17 protein-coding genes and 2 pseudogenes are annotated in these 20,895 nt (G+C 65.2%); 12 read left to right on the forward strand and 7 right to left on the reverse strand.

Going from position 1 to position 20,895, the window contains the following annotated elements:
* Positions 1-201 precede the first annotated feature (201 nt).
* The 3 genes from AVHM3334_RS02525 to AVHM3334_RS02535 all read right to left on the reverse strand — a co-directional run bounded on the left by AVHM3334_RS02525 (position 202) and on the right by AVHM3334_RS02535 (position 3,046).
* Positions 202-1,266 (reverse strand): GTP pyrophosphokinase, encoded by a 1,065-nt coding sequence (locus tag AVHM3334_RS02525; RefSeq protein ID WP_284409363.1) that lies wholly within the window; start codon positions 1,264-1,266, stop codon positions 202-204.
* 150 nt (positions 1,267-1,416) lie between these two features.
* Positions 1,417-2,451, reverse strand: a complete 1,035-nt coding sequence (gene dusA, locus AVHM3334_RS02530; protein WP_284409365.1) for a tRNA dihydrouridine(20/20a) synthase DusA — start codon at positions 2,449-2,451, stop codon at positions 1,417-1,419.
* 142 nt (positions 2,452-2,593) lie between these two features.
* The gene (locus AVHM3334_RS02535; protein WP_284409367.1) at positions 2,594-3,046 is read right to left on the reverse strand and encodes an Lrp/AsnC family transcriptional regulator; all 453 of its coding nucleotides are present in this window, start codon (positions 3,044-3,046) and stop codon (positions 2,594-2,596) included.
* A gap of 153 nt (positions 3,047-3,199) precedes the next feature.
* Between AVHM3334_RS02535 and AVHM3334_RS02540 the strand changes: the two genes are divergently transcribed.
* Positions 3,200-4,339 (forward strand): saccharopine dehydrogenase family protein, encoded by a 1,140-nt coding sequence (locus tag AVHM3334_RS02540; RefSeq protein ID WP_284409369.1) that lies wholly within the window; start codon positions 3,200-3,202, stop codon positions 4,337-4,339.
* A gap of 391 nt (positions 4,340-4,730) precedes the next feature.
* Positions 4,731-5,696: a XopAP family type III secretion system effector gene (gene xopAP / locus AVHM3334_RS02545; RefSeq protein WP_284409371.1), complete on the forward strand. Its 966-nt coding sequence runs from the start codon at positions 4,731-4,733 to the stop codon at positions 5,694-5,696.
* On the opposite strand, the gene AVHM3334_RS02550 is transcribed toward xopAP, so the two are convergent.
* Positions 5,693-7,771 (reverse strand): sensor domain-containing diguanylate cyclase, encoded by a 2,079-nt coding sequence (locus AVHM3334_RS02550; protein ID WP_284409373.1) that lies wholly within the window; start codon positions 7,769-7,771, stop codon positions 5,693-5,695. The genes xopAP and AVHM3334_RS02550 overlap by 4 nt on opposite strands.
* Before the next feature lie 189 nt (positions 7,772-7,960).
* On the reverse strand, positions 7,961-8,596 hold the full coding sequence (locus AVHM3334_RS02555; RefSeq protein ID WP_284409374.1) for a GntR family transcriptional regulator: 636 nt from the start codon (positions 8,594-8,596) through the stop codon (positions 7,961-7,963).
* Positions 8,597-8,720: 124 nt separating this feature from the next.
* Here AVHM3334_RS02555 and scpA point away from each other — a divergent pair, with 124 nt between their 5' ends.
* From scpA to bioB, 9 genes are all read left to right on the forward strand, one after another.
* A complete protein-coding gene (gene scpA, locus AVHM3334_RS02560) occupies positions 8,721-10,889 on the forward strand; it encodes a methylmalonyl-CoA mutase (protein WP_284409376.1) in 2,169 nt (722 codons plus the stop codon).
* On the forward strand, positions 10,886-11,374 hold the full coding sequence (locus tag AVHM3334_RS02565) for a GNAT family N-acetyltransferase (RefSeq protein WP_284409378.1): 489 nt from the start codon (positions 10,886-10,888) through the stop codon (positions 11,372-11,374). Before scpA ends, AVHM3334_RS02565 begins: the two co-directional genes overlap by 4 nt.
* A complete protein-coding gene (meaB, locus tag AVHM3334_RS02570) occupies positions 11,371-12,468 on the forward strand; it encodes a methylmalonyl Co-A mutase-associated GTPase MeaB (RefSeq protein ID WP_284409380.1) in 1,098 nt (365 codons plus the stop codon). The genes AVHM3334_RS02565 and meaB overlap by 4 nt, the downstream gene beginning before the upstream one ends.
* Positions 12,469-12,500: 32 nt before the next feature.
* On the forward strand, positions 12,501-14,033 hold the full coding sequence (locus AVHM3334_RS02575; protein WP_284409382.1) for an acyl-CoA carboxylase subunit beta: 1,533 nt from the start codon (positions 12,501-12,503) through the stop codon (positions 14,031-14,033).
* A 58-nt stretch (positions 14,034-14,091) separates the two neighbouring features.
* Positions 14,092-14,631: an NYN domain-containing protein gene (locus AVHM3334_RS02580; RefSeq protein WP_284409384.1), complete on the forward strand. Its 540-nt coding sequence runs from the start codon at positions 14,092-14,094 to the stop codon at positions 14,629-14,631.
* A 70-nt stretch (positions 14,632-14,701) separates the two neighbouring features.
* On the forward strand, positions 14,702-16,750 hold the full coding sequence (locus tag AVHM3334_RS02585) for an acetyl-CoA carboxylase biotin carboxylase subunit (RefSeq protein ID WP_284409386.1): 2,049 nt from the start codon (positions 14,702-14,704) through the stop codon (positions 16,748-16,750).
* Between the two features lie 13 nt (positions 16,751-16,763).
* Entirely contained in the window at positions 16,764-17,576 is an 813-nt protein-coding gene (locus AVHM3334_RS02590) for a YdcF family protein (RefSeq protein WP_284409388.1), read from the forward strand.
* Positions 17,577-17,635: 59 nt separating this feature from the next.
* Positions 17,636-18,112, forward strand: a complete 477-nt coding sequence (locus AVHM3334_RS02595; protein ID WP_284409390.1) for a VOC family protein — start codon at positions 17,636-17,638, stop codon at positions 18,110-18,112.
* A 340-nt stretch (positions 18,113-18,452) separates the two neighbouring features.
* On the forward strand, positions 18,453-19,511 hold the full coding sequence (bioB, locus tag AVHM3334_RS02600) for a biotin synthase BioB (RefSeq protein ID WP_284409392.1): 1,059 nt from the start codon (positions 18,453-18,455) through the stop codon (positions 19,509-19,511).
* Positions 19,512-19,570: 59 nt separating this feature from the next.
* Here the strand turns inward: bioB and ligD are convergent.
* Together ligD and AVHM3334_RS02610 are read right to left on the reverse strand one after the other, a co-directional pair.
* Positions 19,571-20,233: pseudogene (ligD, locus tag AVHM3334_RS02605) on the reverse strand (non-homologous end-joining DNA ligase LigD); the annotation flags it as partial.
* Positions 20,230-20,418 carry a hypothetical protein gene (locus tag AVHM3334_RS02610; protein WP_284409394.1) on the reverse strand — a complete coding sequence of 63 codons (189 nt, stop codon included), beginning with the start codon at positions 20,416-20,418 and terminating at the stop codon, positions 20,230-20,232. The gene AVHM3334_RS02610 and the pseudogene ligD, both read right to left, overlap by 4 nt.
* Positions 20,419-20,748: 330 nt before the next feature.
* On the opposite strand from AVHM3334_RS02610, the pseudogene AVHM3334_RS02615 reads away from it, so the two are divergent.
* A pseudogene (locus tag AVHM3334_RS02615) lies at positions 20,749-20,895 on the forward strand (IS5/IS1182 family transposase); the annotation flags it as partial.

The raw sequence follows: 20,895 nt of genomic DNA on the forward strand, positions 1-20,895 counted from the left end.
GGGGCGAAACTCCGGGGTATGTTGCAGTGCAATATAGCAGCACTGCGCAAGTGCTGTCTGGCGTGAAAGTACGCACATCGAGTCACCTTTGCGACATCCAGAAACATCCAGTAGGCCACGCCTTGGTGCTTTTTTGCTATTGAAAATATAGCTATATGCCGTTGATTTTATTGCGCTGATCACGGTTTTGATGCTTGTATTTCAAGCGTGATCTTTCAACCAGGCCTCGAAGGCTTCGCGCGAACTGTTGCGCAGGGCCCGGCGAAAAGTGGTGCGGTCACCCAGGTACAGACAATGTCGTATCACGGTGTAGGCGTTGAAGCTGCCCTGCGGGTTGTGGTCTTCGAAATGCTGCTTGTAGCGCTTGACGGTGCCAATGGTGGCCCGCATCAGGGTGTTGAATCTCGCGCGCGTGATCGATGGCGACCACGCACGGATGTCGTCCACGAACAGATCGACCTTCTGAGGCTCGAATTCCTGGTCCTTGAAGAAGTGGTTCGCGATCTTGAGGAACGTGAATGCATTGAGTTCGCTGCCAGGCGCCTGCGACTTTTCAGCGGGGGCCAGTTCCAGGTCGGAGTCGGGCTCGGCCGTTTCATCGGGGGCCTGCAGCAGTTCGGCATCGGTCGCATCTCGGATCTGCCGGAACTCGCGGTCGGCCAGCTCGAACAACGCCGACAGCACGTTGATGCGCCGCTTGAGCTGCCCGGGGATCGACTTCTTGTATTTGATCTTGTGGTCCAGCACGCTCCACGAGTCCTGGATGATCGTGCGCACCTGCAACTCGAACGGCTGGTTGGCATAGGCCGCATGCTCGGCCAGGGCGGCCTGCGCGGGGGTCAGCCGCAGGTCCAGGTGCAGGCCTTTGTAGCCGAAGGAGTCTTCCGTGCTTTCCACCGCCGTCACCTTGTCGGTCACGTCGATCACCTCGAAGTGGGAGCGCACGGCCTGCGCCACCTCTTCCAGTTCGTCCTCATAGAGGCACACCACGCGTACGCCGATCAGGTCGGTGATGTAGCTGCGGATTTCGTAGGGGGTGTTGCTCTCTTCCAGCGCGGCGCGGTACTTGCGCGAGAACTTGTTCACGCATTCGCGGCGGTCTTTCACGCGGCCCTCGACCTTGGTGATGTCCAGGCCGGGCGTTCGCGACAGGATCGCCTGCAGCAGCGCCATATAAGAAGCGCAGGCGTATTGCAGCGCGGGCAGTTCCTGGGTGTAGGCGGCTTCGAAAGCTTTTTCTTCCCGGGAGAAATCGAGCGATGGCATGGGCGGACGGCAGGGCAGAAAGTGCGACGGCCTCCAAGGCGGGCCATCGTCAGGCCCCATCGTAGTCCATGTGCAAGGCACGCCGGGCGGCGGTGGAGCCGCCCACTCGACCTCTGGTGGTGCCAGAAGAAATCAGCGGCCCGCTGCCAGTCAAGCGGGTGCGGCGACAGGCGCTGGCGCTGGCGCTGACGCAGGCGCTTCCCGCTGAGGCGCTTGCGCCAGCGCCATCACTTCGTGTGCGGGCAGGCCCTTCAACCGATGGTCGCTCCACACCTGCCGCCACCGCCGCGCGCCCGGCAGGCCGTGGCGCAGGCCCAGCATGTGGCGCGCGATCGAGTACCAGTGGGTGCCATGAAGCGCCGCCTCGCGGGCCATGTAGTCAACCATGGCGGATTCGACCGCTTCGCGCGTCAACTCGGATTCCGGTGCGCCGAAATAGAGCGCGTCCCAGCGTGCGAGCCACCAGGGGTTGTGATACGCCTCGCGCCCGACCATGGCGCCATCGACGCGCGCCAGGGCATCGGCGACGCCCTCGTCGGTCGCCAGCCCGCCGTTGAGCGCGATGGTCAGGTGCGGAAAATCAGCCTTCAATCGCTGCACCACGTCGTAGCGCAGCGGCGGAATCTCGCGGTTTTCCTTGGGCGACAACCCCTTGAGCCAGGCATTGCGCGCATGCACGATGAACACGTTGCAGCCCGCTTCGGACACGGTGCCGATGAAGTCGCGCACGAAACCGTAGTCCTCGCTTTTGTCGATGCCGATGCGGTGCTTGACCGTGACCGGCACGTCCACCACATCGACCATGGCCTTCACGCCATCGGCCACCAGTTGCGGCTCGTTCATCAGGCAGGCCCCGAAAGCGCCGCGCTGCACCCGTTCGCTGGGGCATCCGCAGTTGAGGTTGATCTCGCCGTAACCCCACTGCGCGCCCAGCCGCGCGGCCTGCGCCAGATCGGCCGGCTCGCTGCCGCCCAGTTGCAGGGCGACCGGATGCTCCTCGGCATTGAAGCGCAGGTGCCGCTCCACGTCGCCATGGATCAGCGCGCCAGTGGTCACCATCTCGGTGTACAGCAGCGCGTGGCGGCTCAGCAGGCGATGCAGGTAGCGGCAGTGGCGGTCGGTCCAGTCCATCATCGGCGCGACGGAGAGGCGCCAGGGACTGTGTGGGGGGGTGGGGAGTGTCACGGGGAGATGGCCGGAGCGGGGAGGAAAAGGGCAGGGCGGATTATCCCATCGGGACCTGCCTGCGGGGTTTCAAGGGGAATGGCCCTATGCCGCCTTATTCATTGGCTTTGATGCTATCAATTAAATAGCATTTGTTTTTCATTCACCCGCCAGCACCGCGCCGGTCGATCCTGCGGCTGAGCACGATGCTGGTCTGCGTCTGGTGCACGCCCTCCAATTGGCCGATGCGGTCCAGCAATGCGTCCAGCTGTTCATGGCTCGTGCAGCGAAGGAACACCAGGTAGTCGAACGCTCCGCTGACCGCCGAGACTTCTTCCACTTCTGGCAGCGACCCGAGCATGCGCAGCACGGCCGGCGATGCCTTGGGCAGCACGCTCAGGCTGCACCAGGCGCGCACGGCCTGGGCTTCGAGTGGTGCGCCCAGCCGCACGCCGTAGCCCGCGACGATGCCTTCGCGCTCCAGCCGGGCGATGCGCGCGACGACGGTGGTGCGCGCCAAGCCCAGGCGGCGAGCGAGCAGGGCGGTGCTTTCGCGGGCGTTGGCCTGCAACAGGCTGAGCAACTGGCGGTCGGTGGAATCCATCTCTGCGGCCATGGGTGTCCTTTGTTCAAAAGGTGAATGCGTCGGCCATTTTTGCCATAACGACGATTGAAATAGCAAATAACGACGTTTTGCACGCTACACATCGACAGCCTTCGCGCCTAGCATGGCCTGCATCCCTTCGTTGCCTCAACCCTGGAGATCGCCATGCCTTCCACTTCGACACAGCTTTCCCGTAACCCCCGGCGCTCTATCGCCATCCTGGGCGCGGGTCACATCGGTTTTGCCATGGCCGCCTTGCTGCAGGGCACCGGCGATTACGACGTGGCGGTGGCCGACCGCGATCCCGAAGCGCTGGCGCGAGTGGCTGCGCTGGGCGTCGGCACTGCACTGCTGCAGGACGAGGCCGCGCTGGAATCCCTGGTGACCGGCCAGTTCGCCGTGTTGAACGCACTGCCGTTTCACCGCGCGGTGCCCGTTGCCACGGTGTGCGTCGCCCAAGGCATGCACTACTTCGATCTGACGGAAGACGTGCGCAGCACTCAGGCGATCCGCAGTCTCGCCCAGGGCGCGCGCAGCGTGCTCATGCCGCAGTGCGGGCTTGCGCCGGGTTTCATCGGTGTGGTGGGCAACGATCTGGCGCGGCACTTCGACACGCTGCACGATCTGCGCATGCGGGTGGGGGCCTTGCCCCGCTATCCCCTGGGGGCGCTGCGCTACAACCTGACGTGGAGCACCGAAGGCCTCATCAACGAGTATTGCAACCCTTGTGAAGCGATCGTGGACGGCCAGCCCACCCGCGTAGCGGCGCTGGACGGCCTGGAGACCTTCGCGCTGGACGGGGTGGAGTACGAGGCGTTCAACACCTCGGGCGGGCTGGGCACGCTGCCCGAAACCTGGGCGGGGCGTGCCCGCCGCATGGACTACCAGTCCATCCGCTACCCCGGCCACTGCGCCATCCTGAAGCTGCTGCTGAACGACCTGCAGCTGCGCGACCGGCGTGACCTTCTCAAGGAGATTTTCGAAGCCGCCATTCCCGCCACCGAGCAGGATGTCATCGTGATCTTCGCCAGTGCCTCGGGCCTGCGCGGCGGTCGCCTGGTGCAGGACGCCTATTCGGCCCGCATCGTCGGCGCCCGGGTGGGTGGGCAGGCGTTGAACGCGATTCAGCTCACCACCGCAGCGAGTATTTGTGCCGCGCTGGACCTGGTGGTGCAGGGCCGGTTGCCGCAGTCGGGCTTCATCCGGCAGGAGCAGATCGCGCTGGGCGACTTTCTGGAAAACCGGTTTGGTCGGGCCTACCGCGACCATGCGCTGGCGCAGACAGGCGGGGTGGCTGCGGCTTGAGCCGGAGTCCGAAAGGAGCGAGGTAGGGCACGGGGTGGTTCGCGGGGCAACATGTCGGTTCGTGCCCGGTAAAACCGGACTGCGGCTTGCGCAGTGCAATACGGCCTTGATTCTTCTTCCCATCCCACGAGTCGGTGCCCATGGCCAGGGGGGGCATGCATTACTCGCTCACTTCTGACTGATGATGACGACATTTTTCCGACAACCTCTTTCAGCGACGGCACGGCAGTACTCTGCGGGCCTGGGTACCCAGCAAGCCCATCCGGCCAGCGTCCCTGTGAGAATCCCTGTGCCTGGCACTGCGGCTGGGCCTCTGCGCGGGCTGTCCGTGAGCAGGCCGCCGCTCTCGGAGTCGATGCAGGCTCGTCCGGCCACGCGGATTGCTATCGACATGGCTTCGGTCGATATCGCCGATGCCCTTTGTGTGGTCGATCTGCCGCATGCAGGCGGCGCGCGACATTTGCCGCCCAGGAACACTCAGGCCTTGCAGCGGGCCGTGCTGGAGGGAATGCGGGATTTCGCAGGGCAGGCGTACACCGTGGATTTCGACGAGATCACTGGCCGGGGTGGCCTGCGGTTCTGCGTCGACCAGTCCAGCGCGGCGACGAAATGCTGGGACAACCTGGAGCACCCGCAGGTTCTTGCCGTCGTGCTGGGGTTTGCAGGCACGCGCATAGAAGATAGCGAAGATCTGATCTGTGATATCAAGTCGCAGATTCCGCAGTTCCATGCCAATCCGCTGGACCCAGGCTTGCCCGGTTTGGGACGAGTGGGAGGTGGATGGCAGGACCGGTGGCATGCCGAAGCGCTGGCGCCGCGCGCCGACGGGCTGGATCTGGCCAGCCTGTTGATGCGCTACGCCAGGATGGCTCAGGACAGCGGCAAAGCACTGTCCGTTTCGGTGGTGGGTCATAGCCTGGGCGCGGCGGTGGCCACGCTGGCCAGCTTCGATATCGCACATTTTCTTGACGCCAGCGGTGCGCGTGGCAAGGTCAGCACCTATGCCTTCAATCCGCCGCGCCTGGGGATGGAGGCCGTCGCGCATCGCTACGCCGCGCCGCGCTCCCAAGGGGGCATGGCCTTTGCGCTGCGCCAGTTCACGCGGACCCTCGACCCGATTCAGTCCGTGCCTTTGCTCATGCATCACCCAGGCTGGGTGGATTCGCCTCAGCCGGGGACCTACTCCGCTCCAGATAATCCTCAGGTCGTTACCTACCAGGACCGCTGGGCGGATCGGATCAACCTGTCCAGCAATCACGAATTGCCCAAGTGGCAACCTGTGATCGCCTCGGACATGCGTGCGGCGGACCTGGCGCACCTCTTCAGCGCCCCGGCGGACCTGGCGCTCGGCAGCTAGCGACCCGATGCGTGCAGCGGCGCCTGCACCATGGGTTTGGTGTCGTTGAACCGGCGGCAGTGGTTCTTGCCGTTCTGTTTGGCTTCGTACATGGCGTGGTCGGCCTGGCGCAGCAGCAGGTCGGGGGTGTCTCCGTCCAGCGGGTAGATGCTCAGGCCGATGCTGGCGGAAACGAACCCCTGGCCGTGCGGCAGGGGGACGGGCTGGTGCACGGCCTGCAGCACGCGCTCCAGCAGAGGCGCGCAGTCCGAAGGGGACTGCAGCCCGCCCAGCAGCAGCACCATCTCGTCGCCGCCCAGGCGCGCCAGCGTGTCCTCTGCGCGCAGGTGCGACTGGATGCGGCGGCCTACCTCGATGAGAAGTTGGTCGCCCGCCGCGTGGCCGTGCTGGTCGTTCACGCGCTTGAACCCGTCCAGGTCGAGGTAGCACACGGCCAGGAGTTCCTGGTGCCGCTGCGCATGGGCGATCGCCAGCACCAGCCGGTCGGCCAGCAGGCGCCGGTTGGGCAACCCGGTCAGGCTGTCGTAGAGCGCGATGTGCTCCAGCTCCTGCTCGTGCGCCTTGATCTGCGTGATGTCGCTGATCACCACGATGTAGTGGTGCGGATAGCCTTCGTCGCCCAGCACGGCTGCGATCGAAACGCGTTGCGGAACGCCGCCCTGCGGGCTGCGGCCCAGCAGTTCCCCCTGCCAGTAGCCCTGCGCCTGGACGGCGCGCCACAGGCCGGCAAAGTCGGGGTTGGGTGCGCCGTTGTAGAGCGTTTGCACATTGCGGCCCAGCACCTGCGTGCGGCTTTCACCCGTCATGCGCTTGAAGGCCGGGTTCGCATCGACGATGAGGCGGTCGGCGTCCAGGATGAGCACTGCCTCGTAGCTGTGCGCGAACACGCTGGCCGCGATGCCGAGCCGCATCTCGGCTTCTTTCACTCCGCGCAGGTCGGTGACGAAGCCCACGAACATCGGCCCGCCGGGCGCATCCGCCCGGCCGATGGACAGCCGCAGCGGAAACGTGCTGCCGTCCCGGTGCAGGCCCAGCACTTCGCGCCCCGTGCCGATGATGCGGGACTCGCCGGTTTCCAGATGGTGGCGCAGGTAGCCGTCATGGGCGGCGCTGTCCGGCTGCGGCATCAGCATCCGGATGTTGTGGCCCAGCACTTCGGCGGGTGGCCAGCCGAAGATGCGCTCGGCCGACCGGTTGTAGTTTTGTACCGTGCCTTCATGGTCAATCGTGATGATGCCGTCCACCGCCGTGTCCACCAGGGCGCGAAGGCGCGACTCGCTGCTGCGCACCTTGCGGTACATGTCGCGGTAGCGGATGAGCCCGTTGATCACCCCCGCGAAAATGCCGACGCCGGCCGTCACCAGCGCCACCATGAGGGCGAGCGTCTGCGTCCAGGCATGGCTGTCCGGCAATTCCGGTTCGGCCTGCCCCACGAACCGCGCGGCGGCCATGGCGGTGTAGTGCATGCCAGAGATCGCCATGCCCATGATGCAGCCTGACAGCAGGTTGGCCTGCCAGGTGGACATGCGCGTGCGCCGGTGCAGCGTGAACCGCACCCACAGCGCCAGCACGGCCAGAACGACCGCCACCACGATCGATGCGAGGAACCAGACAGGGTCGTAGCGCAGGTCGGGTGTCATGCGCATGGCCCCCATGCCGGCGTAGTGCATGGCGCCGATGCCCGCGCCCACCAGCACTCCGCCGGTGACGAGTTGCCTGGGCGTGAGGTGCTGGCGCCCCAGCACGCTCAGCGCGACCCAGGAAGCGGCAAGGCCCGGCAGCATGGAAAGAAGGGTCACGCCCACGTCGTAGCGCACGGCCACGCACAACGTGAACGCCAGCATGCCGATGAAGTGCATGGCCCAGATGCCCGCCCCCAGTGCGATGCCGGAGGTGGCCAGGGCCAGCGTGCGATGCACCGGTTCGTGGGTCAGGCGGGCCTGTCCCGCCAGATGCAGCGCGAGCGTGGAGGTCGCCACGGCCACCGCGACGGACAGCAGCACCAGCCAGGGATCGTGCTGCGTCGCCAGCAGATCGGCAGGGGAATCCTTCAGCAAGAAAAACCGCTCCAGCATGCACACTCCTCCCGGTGTCGGCGGCCATGGCCGCGAAGGATGGCTACCGCCTGGCGCGGCGCCATCGTCTATGGATGGGTGCATCATGAAGGCGATGCCCTGTCGGGGCAAGCGTGCGGAGCGTGTGGGCCTGCGCCGCAGAGCCCCGGCGCCCACGCAGCATCCGCTCGGCACCACAAGGGGCGCCGGTCAGGCGGCGGCTTGAAGCCCGTTGGAGAAGTGCTCGCGCATGGCCGATGCGGCGGCCGCTGCATCGCGCGCCTGCAGGGCGGCCAGCACCCTGCCGTGCTCCCGCAAAGACTCTTCGATGCGGCCCTGCTTGAGCAGGGAGTTGTGGCGGTTGAGCTTCATGACCTTGCGCAGGTCGGCCACCATCTGGTTGCGCCAGCGGTTGTCCGCCAGCTCCAGCACGCGCATGTGAAAGCGCTCGTTCACGGCGAAGAAGCGCTCGCGGTCGGCCACGCTGGCGGCCAGTTCGCGGTGCAGGGCTTCCAACTCCCGCAGCTGGTCCGCCGTGGCGTTGGCGGCGACCACACCGGCCGCATCGCTTTCCAGCAGGGCCAGCAGGTGGTACACGTCGCGAAGGTCCTTGTCCGACACTTCGGTCACGTAGGCGCCGCGGCGCACCTTCATCGTCACCAGCCCTTCGGCCGCCAGCACCTTGAGCGCCTCGCGCAGGGGCGTACGGCTGATGCCGAATTCTTCGGCGATGCGCAACTCGTCGATCCAGCTGCCGGGCTCCAGTTCGCGCCGAAAGATGCGCTGGCGCAATTGCTCCGCCACCTCTTCATAGAGGGCGCGGGGCGTGAGGGTGGCGGCTGACATGGCGGGAATGTACCGCAGAAAAACTATAAATTAATAATTACAGATGCGTTAGACTCGCCTCGGATCGACCCATCCGTTGCAGCGCCGCCGCGCTTTTCTCGCCACCCGTGAAGCCTTTCCAGATATGAGCAGCAACACCCCGTTCCCGTCTTTCGCTAGCGCCGACCTTGCCGCCTGGACCCGGGCCGCCGCCAAATCGGCCCCCGGTGGCGATGTGGCGGCGCTGAACTGGGTCACACCCGACGGCATCACCGTCAAGCCGCTGTACACGGCCGAAGACACGGCGGGCCTGCCTTACGCCAACACGCTGCCGGGTTTCGAGCCCTACCTGCGCGGCCCCCAGGCCACCATGTACGCCGTGCGGCCCTGGACGATCCGCCAATACGCGGGTTTTTCGACGGCCGAGGAATCGAATGCCTTCTACCGCAAGGCGCTGGCCGCGGGCGGGCAGGGTGTGAGCGTTGCGTTCGATCTGGCAACCCACCGCGGCTATGACAGCGATCACCCGCGCGTGACGGGCGATGTGGGCAAGGCCGGCGTGGCGATCGATTCGGTGGAGGACATGAAGATCCTCTTCGACCAGATCCCGCTGGACAAGGTGAGCGTCTCCATGACGATGAACGGCGCCGTGCTGCCGGTGCTGGCAGGCTATGTGGTCGCAGCGGAAGAGCAGGGCGTGAGCCAGGACCAGTTGTCCGGAACCATTCAGAACGACATTCTGAAAGAGTTCATGGTGCGCAACACCTACATCTACCCGCCCAAGCCCTCGATGCGCATCATCGGCGACATCATCGGCTACACCGCGCGGAACATGCCGAAGTTCAATTCGATCTCGATCAGCGGCTACCACATGCAGGAAGCCGGTGCCAACCAGGCGCTGGAGCTGGCCTTCACCCTGGCGGACGGCAAGGAATACGTGAAGACCGCCATCGCTTCGGGTCTGGACGTGGACGAGTTCGCCGGCCGCCTGTCGTTCTTCTGGGCCATCGGCATGAACTTCTACCTGGAAGTGGCCAAGATGCGCGCCGCGCGCCTGCTGTGGTGCCGCATCATGAAGGAGACGGGCGCCAAGAACCCCAAGAGCCTGATGCTGCGCACGCACTGCCAGACCAGCGGCTGGAGCCTGACCGAGCAGGACCCGTACAACAACGTGGTCCGCACCACCATCGAAGCCATGGCCGCCGTGTTCGGCGGCACGCAGAGCCTGCACACCAACGCGCTGGACGAGGCCATCGCCCTGCCGACCGAGTTCTCTGCCCGCATCGCGCGCAACACCCAGCTCATCATTCAGGAAGAGACGCACATCACGAACGTGATCGACCCCTGGGCCGGCAGCTACATGATGGAAAAGCTCACGCAGGACATGGCCGATGCCGCGTGGACCATCATCGAAGAGGTCGAGGCCATGGGCGGCATGACGCAGGCGGTGGACAGCGGCTGGGCCAAGCTCAAGATCGAGGCCGCCGCGGCCGAGAAGCAGGCGCGCATCGACTCCGGCAAGGACGTGATCGTGGGCGTCAACAAATACAGGCTGCAAAAGGAAGACCCGGTCGATATCCTGCAGATCGACAACGTGAAGGTGCGGGACGGGCAGATCGAGCGGCTGAAAAACATCCGGGCAAAACGCGATCCAGCGCTTGTCAAACAAGCGTTGGATGCTCTCACTTGCGCAGCAGAGACCGGCGAAGGCAACCTGCTGGACCTGGCCATCAAGGCCGTGCGCCTGCGCGCCACGGTGGGCGAGGTGTCCGACGCGCTGGAGAAAATCTACGGCCGCCACCGCGCCGACACGCAGAAGGTGACGGGCGTGTATGCCGCAGCCTACGACTCGGCCGAAGGCTGGGAGCAGCTCAAGACCGAAATCAACGCCTTCGCCGAAGCCGAAGGCCGCCGCCCGCGCGTGATGATCGCCAAGCTGGGCCAGGACGGCCACGACCGCGGCGCCAAAGTGGTGGCCACGGCCTTCGCCGACCTGGGGTTCGACGTGGACATGGGCCCGCTCTTTCAAACCCCCGAAGAATGCGCGCGCCAGGCCATCGAGAACGACGTGCATGCCGTGGGCGTTTCCACCCTCGCCGCAGGGCACAAGACGCTGGTGCCGGCCATCATCCAGTCGCTCAAGGACCAGGGGGCGGACGACATCATCGTTTTCGTCGGCGGTGTGATCCCCGCGCAGGACTACGACTTTCTGTACGAAGCGGGCGTGAAGGGCGTTTACGGCCCCGGCACGCCGATTCCCGCCAGCGCCAAGGACGTGTTGGAACAGATCCGCAAGGCTTTCGCCACGCCATGAATGAGGGCGGGACGATGCTGACGTTCGAGCCAGTCCGTGAAGAGGATTTCGAGGCCATGGCCGACCTGCGGGCCGAGGCCCTGCACGACAGCCTGCAACACCTGGGCCGGTTCGATCCGGTGCGGGTGCGCGAGCGCTTGCGCGATGCGTTCGTGCCGGCCTGCATGCGCCACATCGTGCGCGACGGGCGGCGGGTCGGCTATCTCACCCTCATCGCGCAGGCTCCGGCGGCCGAATTGCGGCTGCACCACCTGTATCTGCGGCCCGGCGAGCAGGGCTTGGGCATCGGCGCCTGGGCGTTGGACTGGGTCAAGGCCCAGGCGCGAGCGCAGCAGCGCGACGTGACGCTGTGCGCGCTGCGCGAAAGCCCGGCCAACCGTTTTTATGTGCGCCACGGCTTTCGCGTGGTGAAAGAATTGCCGTTCGACCTCGAATACCGCTGGAGCCCGGCCGCCACCGATCACGTTGCGGGAGAGGTGCCGTGAGCCTCTACGACGGCGTTCTTTCGGGGCCCGGTCCGGTGCAGCGGCGGGCGATGTCCAAGGCGATCACGCTGCTGGAATCGACCCGGGCCGACCACCGCGCGCAGGGCGACGAACTGCTCACAGCCTTGCTGCCGCACACCGGCCAGTCGTTTCGGCTGGGCATCAGCGGCGTGCCGGGCGTGGGCAAATCCACCTTCATCGAAGTGCTGGGCCTGCACCTGATCGGCCTGGGACACCGCGTTGCGGTGCTCACCATCGACCCGTCCTCCACCGTGTCGGGCGGCTCCATCCTGGGCGACAAGACCCGCATGGAGCAGTTGTCCATGCACGAGAAAGCCTATATCCGCCCCAGTCCGTCGAGCGGCACGCTCGGCGGCGTGGCCGAAAAGACGCGCGAGGCCATGCTGGTGTGCGAGGCGGCCGGCTACGACATCGTCATGGTCGAAACCGTGGGCGTGGGCCAGAGCGAGATCGCCGTGGCCGGCATGACCGACATGTTCGTGCTGCTGCAGTTGCCCAACGCGGGCGACGACTTGCAGGCCATCAAGAAGGGCGTGATGGAGATCGCCGATCTGGTCGTCATCAACAAAGCCGACATCGACCCGCACGCCGCCACCCGCGCCGAAGCACAGATCACCTCCAGCCTGCGGCTTCTGAGCCAGCACGGCAACCCGGAGCGCTCGCTGGGCCATCCCCGCCACCCCGCAGTGGCGGCGGGTGGCCACCCCATGGGCGATGCGCCAGGCACCGCTGTCCAGGCGCCAGCCGATGCCGGTCCCTGGCAACCCAAGGTGCTGCAGATCAGCGCGCTGCATGGCAAGGGCCTGGACGCCTTCTGGGCGGCCGTCAGCCAGTTCCGCACGATGCAGACGGCCAGCGGCCGGCTGGCGCGGCGCCGCGAAAAGCAGGCCCTGTCCTGGATGTGGGAGCGCATCGAAGCGGGCCTTCGGCACGCGTTTCGCCAGCACCCCGAGGTGCGGGCGTTGCTGCCCACGCTGCAAGCAGACGTGGCGGCGGGACGCATCGCCGCGTCCACTGCGGCACGAAATCTGCTCGCAGCGCAAGAAAATCAACGGCAGGTAGCTATCAAATAGATAGCAAAAAATCATCACCGAAAGAGCGACCCATGCAAGACATCCTTGAACAACTGGAGCAAAAGCGCGAACTGGCGCGCCAGGGCGGCGGGCAAAAGCGCATCGACGCGCAGCACAAGAAGGGCAAGCTGACCGCGCGCGAACGCATCGAGCTGCTGCTGGACGACGGCACGTTCGAGGAATGGGACATGTTCGTCGAGCACCGCTGCACCGACTTCGGCATGCAGGACAACCGACCGCCGGGCGACGGCGTGGTCACCGGCTACGGAATGATCAACGGCCGGCTGGTGTTCGTCTTCAGCCAGGACTTCACCGTGTTCGGCGGCGCCCTGTCCGAAACGCATGCCGAAAAGATCTGCAAGGTGATGGATCAGGCCATGAAGGTGGGCGCGCCCGTCATCGGCATCAACGACTCCGGCGGTGCACGCATCCAGGAAGGCGTGGCCTCCCTCGGCGGCTATGCCGACGTGTTCCAGAAGAACGTGCTGGCCAGCGGCGTCGTCCCGCAGATCAGCATGATCATGGGCCCCTGCGCCGGCGGCGCGGTGTACTCGCCGGCCATGACCGACTTCATCTTCATGGTGAAGGATTCGAGCTACATGTTCGTCACCGGCCCGGAGGTGGTGAAGACCGTCACGCACGAAGAAGTGACCGCCGAGGAACTGGGCGGCGCCAGCACCCACACCACGCGCAGCGGCGTGGCCGACATGGCGTTCGAGAACGATGTCGAGGCGCTGATGATGCTGCGCCGGCTGTACAACTACCTGCCGCTCAACAACCGCGAAAAGCCGCCCGTTCGCCCCAACAACGATCCGGCCGACCGCATGGACATGAGCCTGGACACCCTGGTGCCCGAAAACCCCAACAAGCCCTACGACATGAAGGAGCTGATCATCAAGGTGGTGGATGACGGCGATTTCTTCGAGCTGCAGCCCGACTACGCCAAGAACATCGTCATCGGCCTGGCGCGCATGGAAGGGCAGACCGTGGGCATCGTCGCCAACCAACCGCTGGTGCTGGCCGGCTGCCTGGACATCAAGAGCAGCATCAAGGCCGCGCGCTTCGTGCGGTTCTGCGATGCGTTCAACATTCCCGTGGTCACCTTCGTGGACGTGCCCGGCTTCATGCCCGGCACCTCGCAGGAGTACGGCGGCATCATCAAGCACGGCGCCAAGCTGCTGTACGCCTATGCCGAGTGCACCGTGCCGAAGATCACCGTCATCACCCGCAAGGCCTACGGCGGCGCCTACGACGTGATGAGCTCCAAGCACCTGCGCGGCGATGTGAACCTGGCGTGGCCCAATGCGGAGATCGCGGTGATGGGTGCCAAGGGCGCGGTGGAGATCATCTTCCGCGAAGACAAGAACGACCCCGCCAAGCTCGCAGCGCGCGAGGCCGAATACAAGAAGCGCTTTGCCAACCCCTTCGTGGCGAGTGCCCGCGGCTTCATCGACGACGTGATCCTGCCGCACGAAACCCGAAAGCGCATCTGCCGCAGCCTGGTGATGCTGCAGGGCAAGAAGCTGGAGAACCCTTGGCGCAAGCACGGGAACATTCCGCTGTGAACCGCCATGCCGCTCGAACATCGTTTGGTGTGCTGTTGATCGCCACGCTGGGAAACCCATGAAAACCGTCTGGATCGTCGATGGCGCCTATCTCTTCAATTACGGCAAGGGCCGGCCCTTCGATTACCTCAAGCTGAAGAACGAAATCACGCGCCTGAATGGCGGGCCGATCCGTGAGAGCTATTACCTGAACTCGGCCAGCGACCCGGCCACGGATGCCCAGAACGCGTTCCATTCCTGGATCAAGACGGCGCCGCCCATCGGGCCGAAGTTTCGCGTGCAGCTCTACAAGCTCAAGAAGATGCACGCGCATTGCCCCAACTGCAGCCACCAGTTCGACCGCTCGGTGCAAAAGGGCGTGGACGTGGGCATCGCCACATTGATCATCAAGCTGGCGGCGCAGAACGTGTATGAACGGCTGATTCTTTCCGCGGGCGATGGCGACTTCGAAGACGCCATTTCGTACGTGAAGTCCGAACTGCACAAAGAGGTGTGGGTGTCGGGCTCCACGGCCAACCTGTCTCCTGACCTGCAGTCTTACTCGGACAACGTGCTCTGGATGGAAGACATGAGCCCGGCCATCGACAGGAACTCTTGAGCGCTGCCCGCCAGAAGACGCATCCGCCCCACCTGCCAGAACCCATTCCTTTCTTCGGATTCCCAGCACTATGTTCACCAAAATCCTGATCGCCAACCGCGGCGAAATTGCGTGCAGAGTCATCGCCACCGCCAAGAAGATGGGCATCGCCACCGTGGCGGTGTATTCCGACGCGGACAAGGAAGCGCGCCACGTCAAGCTGGCCGACGAGGCGGTGCACATCGGTGCCGCGCCCAGCCGCGAAAGCTACCTGCAGGCCGACCGGATCATCGCCGCCTGCAAGCAGACCGGCGCGCAGGCGGTGCACCCCGGCTACGGCTTTCTCTCCGAGAACGAAGCGTTCGCCAGGCGGGTGGAAGAAGAGGGCATCGTCTTCATCGGCCCCAAGCACTATTCCATCGCCGCCATGGGCGACAAGATCGCTTCCAAGAAGCTGGCGAACGAGGCCCAGGTCAGCACCATTCCGGGCTGGAACGACGCCATCGAGTCGGCCGAGCGCGCGGTGGAGATCGCGCGCGACATCGGCTACCCCGTGATGATCAAGGCCTCGGCCGGCGGCGGTGGCAAGGGCCTGCGCGTGGCCTACAGCGACAAGGAAGCCCTGGAAGGTTTCACCTCGTGCCGCAACGAGGCGCGCAACAGCTTCGGCGACGACCGCATCTTCATCGAGAAGTTCGTGCAGGAGCCGCGCCACATCGAGATCCAGGTGCTGGGCGACAGCCAGGGCAACGTGATCTACCTGAACGAGCGCGAATGCTCCATCCAGCGCCGCCACCAGAAAGTGATCGAAGAGGCGCCGTCCCCCTTCATCAGCGACGCCACGCGCAAAGCCATGGGTGAGCAGGCTGTGGCGCTGGCCAAGGCCGTGAAGTACCAGAGTGCGGGCACGGTGGAGTTCGTCGTCGGCAAGGACCAGGATTTCTACTTCCTGGAGATGAACACGCGCCTGCAGGTGGAGCACCCGGTGACGGAGTGCATCACCGGCCTCGACCTGGTCGAGCTGATGATCCGCGTGGCCGCCGGCGAGCCGCTGCCGCTCACGCAGGCCGACGTCAAGCGCGATGGCTGGGCCATCGAGTGCCGCATCAATGCCGAAGACCCGTTTCGCAACTTTCTGCCGTCCACCGGCCGCCTGGTGCGCTTTCAGCCGCCGGAAGAGTCGATGTTCCAGGCCGACACGGCCAAAAAGCTGGGCGTGCGTGTGGACACGGGGGTGTACGAAGGCGGCGAGATTCCCATGTATTACGACTCGATGATCGCCAAGCTCATCGTGCACGGGCAGGACCGCGACGACGCCATCCACAAGATGCGCGCTGCGCTCAACGGTTTCGTGATCCGCGGCGTGGGCAGCAACATTCCGTTCCAGGCCGCGCTGCTGGCGCACCCGCGTTTCGTGGCCGGCGATTTCAACACCGGCTTCATCGCCGAGAACTACAGCCAGGGCTTTGCCGCAGAGGACGTTCCGCACGACGACCCGCTCTTTCTGGTCGCACTGGCCGCCTACATGAACCGCCGCTACCGCGCGCGCGCCTCGGGCATCAGCGGGCAACTGGCCGGGCACCACGTCAAGGTGGGCGAGCAATTCGTGGTGGTGGTGATGGGCCACGAAGGCCGGAACGAACACCATGACGTGTCGGTCACGGACTTTCAAGAAAAATCGGGCTACAGCGCAGTATCGGTGGGCGGTAATAGCTATCAAATCAGTAGTGCTGCGACGCTGGGGCCGATCCGCGTGCAGGGGCAGTGCAACGGCGCGGGCTTCACCGCGCAGGTCGAACGCGGCACGCCCCGCAACCCGCTGGCGCTGCGCATCGCGCACAACGGCACCCAGATCGACGCGATCGTGCTGTCCCCGCTGGGAGCACGCCTGCACCAGCTCATGCCTTACAAGGCGCCGCCGGACCTGAGCAAGTTCCTGTTGTCGCCCATGCCCGGCCTGCTGGTCGATGTGGCGGTGCAGCCGGGGCAGGCCGTGCAGGCCGGTGAAAAACTCGCGGTCATCGAGGCCATGAAGATGGAGAACATTCTGTTCGCCACCCAGGACGGCATCGTGGGCAAGGTGGTCGCCAGCAAGGGCGAATCGCTGGCGGTGGACCAGGTGATCCTGGAATTCCAATGAAACCGGCCTGCGTGTGACCGTTGGTTCTGTTGCTGCAGCGGGCTGGCCGTGGCTGCGCACCGCATGCCTGGCGGCGGGCTCGGCACTGCTGGCTGACGGCCTGGCGTTGATGGCCATGGGACTGTTCAACATGGGCGTGACGGTGCCGGCCGCATTGGGGCTGGCGCTTTGCCTGATCGGGTGGCAATGGCACTGGGTGCAGGCGTGGCTTGACCGAGCCCACTGGCGCACGCTGCTGTGGCGGGCTCTATGGATGCTGCTGCTGGTTTGGCTGGTCAGCGTGGGCTTGTTCTGGAATGCATTGGCCGGGCAGGTGCGGGGTTTCGAGGGCGCGGCTGTCTCTGCATCGCCGCAGGCGATCGTCGTGCTGGGCAGCGGTACGCCCGATGGCCAGCCGTCTCCGGCCCTGCGCGCGCGCCTGGATAAAGCGCGCGAATTGGCCGCCTTGCATCCGAAGGCATGGGTCGTGGTATCTGGCGGGGTGGACTTTGGCGAAACCCTGAGCGAAGGGCAGGTCATGGGCGACTACCTGCGGGCGCAAGGCATGCCGGCGGAACGCATCCTGCAGGAAGAGCGCAGCACCAGCACCGAATTGAATCTGCGCTACAGCCTGCCGCTTTTGCAAGAAAAGGGCCTCGGCCTGGACACCCCCGTGGTGGTGGTGACCAGTGACTTCCATACCGTCCGCGCCCAGCGCATCGCCCGCAAGATCGGCTTCACCCATTCCATCGCCGCGCCAGCCCCCACGCCGCTTTACCTGCGGTACAACGCCTGGCTGCGCGAATATTTCGCCACCGCCAGCAGTTGGGTGCTCGGCGAGCTTTGAGTTCCGAGCCTCGCGGCGGGCGCGGCCTGCCAAGTATTTTCATCGTTGAGAGCATTGCCATGAACGACACCGTATCCCCCCGTCCATTCAAGGTCCTCGGTATCCAGCAAGTCGCCATCGGCGGCACCGACAAGGAGCGCATGAAGGCGCTCTGGGTGGACATGCTGGGCCTGGAGCAGACCGGCACCTTCCGCAGCGAGCGGGAAAACGTCGACGAAGACATCCTCGCCATGGGCCGTGGCGCCCATGCGGTCGAGGTGGACCTGATGCAGCCGCTCGACGTGGACAAAAAGCCGGCGGTGCACACCACGCCGCTCAATCACATCGGCCTGTGGATCGACGATCTGCCGCGCGCCGTGGAATGGCTGGCAGCACAGGGCGTGCGGTTTGCACCGGGCGGCATCCGCAAGGGCGCTGCAGGGCACGACATCACTTTTTTGCATCCCAAATCGAACGACGAGTTCCCGATTGCGGGCGAGGGGGTGCTGGTCGAACTGGTGCAGGCGCCAGCCGACGTGATCGCGGCGCTGGGTTGACGAAAAGAGGTCAGGGTGCTCAGGCTTTGGCGCTAAAAGCACGCAACTGCAGACCTCAGCCGACGGCGGCTTGAGCAGGTTGGCGGCAGATGGCACTGTTTTGGCAGCAAAAGACGGGCGTGTATTTTTGGTTTCCGCATCACGCCATCAACTTCGGTGATTGGCCAATAACTTCGCCCAATTTCGCGGTGAATTTGGGCGGAGATAACGACACTGCTCGACGACCGTATTTCTGCAGCCTCGGCCTGGATTTGCGCCGCGGGCTGCTTCAGAATCGGCCCCATTGCGGACGGCAGAGGAGCACTGCCGGGCCGCCAGATTCAAGAAAAGAAAGGTCCCCATGCAAACCGTTACCGAACCCATCTCCGCTGCGGCGAAGGCCGTGCAAATCCATCGCCGCCCAACCGCAGCATCACCATCGGCTGGGCCTTGGACGGTCGATTCCATCCAGGCCCTGCTCGACAAGCCGTTCATGGACCTGATGTTCCAGGCACAGAGCGTGCATCGTGAACACTGGCCAGCGGGCGACATCGAATTGGCGACGCTGCTGTCGGTGAAAACGGGCGGTTGCCCCGAGAACTGCGGCTACTGCCCCCAGTCGGCCGAGTTCGACACCGGCGTGAAGGCCGAAAAGCTGATGAACGTGCAGGAAGTCACTGCCGCCGCACAGGCCGCCAAAGACGCGGGGGCCACCCGCTTTTGCATGGGTGCCGCCTGGCGCTCCCCCAAGGACCGCGATATCGAGAAGGTCAGCGAACTGATCGGCGCGGTCAAAGGGCTGGGCATGCAGACCTGCGCCACCCTGGGCATGCTGGAATCGCACCAGGCGCAGGCGCTGAAGGATGCGGGGCTCGACTATTACAACCACAACCTGGACACCGCTCCCGAGTACTACACCGACGTGGTGAGCACCCGGGCCTACCAGGACCGGCTCGACACGCTGCAGCATGTGCGCAGCGCCGGCATCAGCGTGTGCTGCGGCGGCATCGTGGGCATGGGCGAGGCGCCGGTGCACCGCGCCGGCCTGATCGCCCAGCTCGCCAACCTGAATCCCTATCCAGAATCGGTGCCCATCAACAGCCTGGTGCGCGTGCCCGGTACGCCGCTGGCCGACAGCGAACCGGTGGACCCGTTCGATTTCGTGCGCGTGATCGCCGTGGCGCGCATCACCATGCCCAAGGCGCGCGTGCGGCTTTCGGCAGGCCGTCAGCAAATGGGCGAAGCGGTGCAGGCGCTGTGCTTCATGGCCGGTGCCAACTCCATCTTCTACGGCGACAAGCTGCTGGTCACCGGCAACCCCGAAAGTGAAGCGGACGCACAACTCCTGGCGAAACTGGGGTTGCCCGGCCATCGCGTCGCCCGCACGCCAGAGCATGGCGAACTGTCGTTGCAGGGCTGATGCGGGGGCGGCAGCCCGGGGCAATCCCGGCGGCAGCGCCGGGATTGCCGCACCGGTTTCTATGAAGGCTTCGGCGTGTATTGCAGCCGCCGCATGGCGCTGGCGATAGAGACTGCCGCGCCCTCGTAGCCATCCCACGGCGAATCGCCGCCGCGCAGCCGCTCGTCCACCTTGCGCACCGTCCATTGCGCACTGCTGGTGAGCGTCTCCAGTTCCTTCCAGGCCAGGGGCACGGAAATGCCCAGGCCCGGCCGTGAACGGGCCGACCACGCGCTGACCGTGGTGGCGCTCAACCCGTTGCGCAGGTAGTCCACGAAGACTTTGCCCACGCGGTTGCGGGGGCCGCTTTTGGCGACGAACAATGCGGGAATGGTGCGGGCCATGTGCTGCACGATGGCCGAGGCGGGCTTGTCGTCCCGCAGGCCGCGGAACACGGCATGCCGAATGCGCTCGCTGTGCGTCCAACTGGCAAAGGCGACCTCGGCCAGCAATTCGGGCCGCACCCAGTGCACCTTTCCCGCACCTTTGGCCGGGTTGGCGAACGGGCTCTTCGGCGTAACCAGCCCGCCCAGACGCTCGCTCAGTTCCATCAGGCTGCGCTCGTTAAACCCGGTGCCGACGTTGCCCACGTAGCGCAGGCTGCCGTCGTCGTCCTGCACCACCAGCAGCAGCGCGCCGATGCCGGTGCGCGACCCCTTCGGCTCGGTGTAGCCGCCGATCACGACATGGTGCCCTCCAGTTCCAGCCGCAGGTCGTAGTGCAGCCGGGTGGCCCAGTGCTTGTGGATCACGTACCGCAGCGCATCGGCCGGCGCCACGGCGCCACCGCGTGGCTCGGGGGTGAGCGAGAAATCGCGTTTCTGCTCGTACAGCGCGAGGGCGGAGGAGGACTTTGGGGGTCTGGCCATGGTGGGGGGCACGAATGGCGAACCCGCTTGGTTCGCTGAGTCACTGATCAGGGAAAGTTAGCAGCGACGCTGATGGACGGGTTGTAGGAAGCGGGCGCAACGGTCGCTATGGCATGAGCTTTGCGCACAAAGCACGGATATATTCGTAGAGCCGTCGCTCTGAAAAACGCTATCTGTGGTCTAAATGTCTTGAATATCAAATCAACACTAAGTAGTCGCCCCTGCAAAACCCTGGCAACCCGCATGAACACTGGGTTTTCGCCAGTTCCGCTAGTTGCTTGATCCCCTGAGAATCAACAAATCAGATTTTGTTTTCTGGGAGTTTTGCAGATGTCCGAGACCGATTTCTGGCGCCAGCCGCTGGCCGAGATGATCGATCCGCACCACCCGCTGGCGGTGCTGGCTGCCCGGCTGCCCTGGGCGCAGATCGAGGCGGCGTTGGCGCCGCACTTTGCCCGCCATGTGCGTGAGGGCCGC

Source organism: Acidovorax sp. SUPP3334 (assembly GCF_030159055.1).
Classification (GTDB): domain Bacteria; phylum Pseudomonadota; class Gammaproteobacteria; order Burkholderiales; family Burkholderiaceae_C; genus Paracidovorax.

What these genes read in the sequence shown, in the direction of transcription:
- AVHM3334_RS02525 (WP_284409363.1), bottom strand. Translation starts at nt 1,266, where the DNA reads ATGCCATCGCTCGATTTCTCCCGGGAAGAAAAAGCTTTCGAAGCCGCC.
- AVHM3334_RS02535 (WP_284409367.1), bottom strand. Translation starts at nt 3,046, where the DNA reads ATGGCCGCAGAGATGGATTCCACCGACCGCCAGTTGCTCAGCCTGTTG.
- AVHM3334_RS02540 (WP_284409369.1), top strand. Translation starts at nt 3,200, where the DNA reads ATGCCTTCCACTTCGACACAGCTTTCCCGTAACCCCCGGCGCTCTATC.
- xopAP (WP_284409371.1), top strand. Translation starts at nt 4,731, where the DNA reads ATGGCTTCGGTCGATATCGCCGATGCCCTTTGTGTGGTCGATCTGCCG.
- AVHM3334_RS02550 (WP_284409373.1), bottom strand. Translation starts at nt 7,771, where the DNA reads ATGCTGGAGCGGTTTTTCTTGCTGAAGGATTCCCCTGCCGATCTGCTG.
- AVHM3334_RS02555 (WP_284409374.1), bottom strand. Translation starts at nt 8,596, where the DNA reads ATGTCAGCCGCCACCCTCACGCCCCGCGCCCTCTATGAAGAGGTGGCG.
- scpA (WP_284409376.1), top strand. Translation starts at nt 8,721, where the DNA reads ATGAGCAGCAACACCCCGTTCCCGTCTTTCGCTAGCGCCGACCTTGCC.
- AVHM3334_RS02565 (WP_284409378.1), top strand. Translation starts at nt 10,886, where the DNA reads ATGAATGAGGGCGGGACGATGCTGACGTTCGAGCCAGTCCGTGAAGAG.
- AVHM3334_RS02575 (WP_284409382.1), top strand. Translation starts at nt 12,501, where the DNA reads ATGCAAGACATCCTTGAACAACTGGAGCAAAAGCGCGAACTGGCGCGC.
- AVHM3334_RS02580 (WP_284409384.1), top strand. Translation starts at nt 14,092, where the DNA reads ATGAAAACCGTCTGGATCGTCGATGGCGCCTATCTCTTCAATTACGGC.
- AVHM3334_RS02585 (WP_284409386.1), top strand. Translation starts at nt 14,702, where the DNA reads ATGTTCACCAAAATCCTGATCGCCAACCGCGGCGAAATTGCGTGCAGA.
- AVHM3334_RS02595 (WP_284409390.1), top strand. Translation starts at nt 17,636, where the DNA reads ATGAACGACACCGTATCCCCCCGTCCATTCAAGGTCCTCGGTATCCAG.
- bioB (WP_284409392.1), top strand. Translation starts at nt 18,453, where the DNA reads ATGCAAACCGTTACCGAACCCATCTCCGCTGCGGCGAAGGCCGTGCAA.
- AVHM3334_RS02610 (WP_284409394.1), bottom strand. Translation starts at nt 20,418, where the DNA reads ATGGCCAGACCCCCAAAGTCCTCCTCCGCCCTCGCGCTGTACGAGCAG.